The organism is Dermacoccus sp. CCH2-D9, assembly GCF_001556795.1.
Lineage (GTDB): Bacteria > Actinomycetota > Actinomycetes > Actinomycetales > Dermatophilaceae > Dermacoccus > Dermacoccus nishinomiyaensis.
Map to the genome: position 1 here is coordinate 1 of NZ_LSJT01000074.1, position 1,481 is coordinate 1,481.

Here is a 1,481-nt window from a genome sequence, read left to right on the forward strand (position 1 = left end):
GTGCGGAAGCTGTCAACCTGATTGGAGTCACGTGGGGTTGAGTTGGGTGATTTCGGGTGTTGTGGCGGCGATGGGGCGCCGGCCTCGGTAGCGTTCGGGGTTCGCGGCGTACTGCGCATCCAGGACGGCTTGGCGTTCGGTGTGGACATCGACCCAGGTGCCGGTGTGGACCTGTTCGGGCGTGAACCCGGCCAGTGAGCTGTGGTGATGACGCGTGTTGTAATCGTGCACGACGTGCTCGGCCCACTCGCGCGCGTGTTCAACACTGGTGAACTGGCTCGGGTAGTCGGGACGGTACTTCTCGGTCTTGAAGTAGGACTCGATGTGCGGGTTGTCGTTCGACACGCGCGGACGATTCCGGCTCGCGCTGATCCCAGCATGACGGTAGAAGTCGGCCAGCAGTACCGACTTCATCGCCGGCCCACCATCGGAATGCACGATCCGCGGGTGAACACCCTCACGTTCTGTCGCGGCCTGGAACAACGCGACCGCGAGTTCGTCGGACTCATCTGTCTCGACGCTGCTGGCGATGATCGTGCGGCTGAACGCGTCGATGATCGTGTACTGCTGATACCAGACCCCCGTGTATGGCCCGGGAAGTTTCGTGATGTCCCAGCACCACACCTCGTTCGGTGCGGACGCCTCCCACTGCGGCATCGCGACCGTGCGCCGCGTACGGCGTCGACGCACCGGCCGTGGCCCGTGCAAGCCACGCGCGCACCGCATCCACGTCGACAAAGACGCCACCGGCCGCCCCGCATCGAACGCGTCGTAGAACGACTGCTCCACGCTGCGCTGCTCGTGCCAACCGTCACGGATCGCGGACACGATCTGGGCGCGCTCCTCAGAGCTGAGCGCGCACGGCTGATACCGCTCGGTGTGCGCGATCGGGTCCGCGACGCGAGCGCGTGGATGGTGACGGTAGTGCCACGTCGAGGTCGCCACACCGATGATCTTCAACGCTTCACGCTGGGAATAGCCGGCCGCGACATGCTCGGCGACCAGGGTGTTCTCCGCTTCGAGGAACGCCGCATGGCGGGCGGCATCGGCCTCGTTCAGGACTCGGGCGTGGGCTCCTGCGGCGCGTTCAACTCGTGCAAGAGCCCGATAGCTTTTCCCAGCGCCTCGTTCGATGCCTCCAGCCGCGCAACCTGCTCAGCATGCGTCTGCGCCTCCCGCGCGCGGGCTGCGCGTTCGGCGGCGAGTTCTTGTTCCACGCGCGCCAAACGCGCGCCGTCAGCAACTGTCATGTGTGAAGTATCGCGGGGCACGAGGTCTCGTTCGAGGTCTCCGAAGTAGAACGCTTTGCGCCACGTCATGATCTGATGACGCGACACACCCTGCTCGAGCAACCACGCCGCTTTCGTGCCATGCGGCAACGCCACATACTGCTGCACCAACGCGGTCTTCTCTTCCGCAGTCCATCTGCGCATACCCACCTCCTGAGTGACTCACACCCAGGCTGACAGTCAGGGGTGGAC

At 64.9% G+C, this 1,481-nt stretch carries 2 protein-coding genes; both read right to left on the reverse strand.

What is annotated here, in order from left to right:
* Nucleotides 1-27: 27 nt before the first annotated feature.
* Entirely contained in the window at nucleotides 28-960 is a 933-nt protein-coding gene (locus tag AX669_RS06695; protein WP_082740667.1) for a DDE-type integrase/transposase/recombinase, read from the reverse strand.
* 95 nt (nucleotides 961-1,055) lie between these two features.
* Complete coding sequence (locus AX669_RS06700; protein WP_136788130.1) at nucleotides 1,056-1,400, reverse strand: hypothetical protein; 345 nt, start codon at nucleotides 1,398-1,400, stop codon at nucleotides 1,056-1,058.
* Between the last annotated feature and the right edge of the window lie 81 nt (nucleotides 1,401-1,481).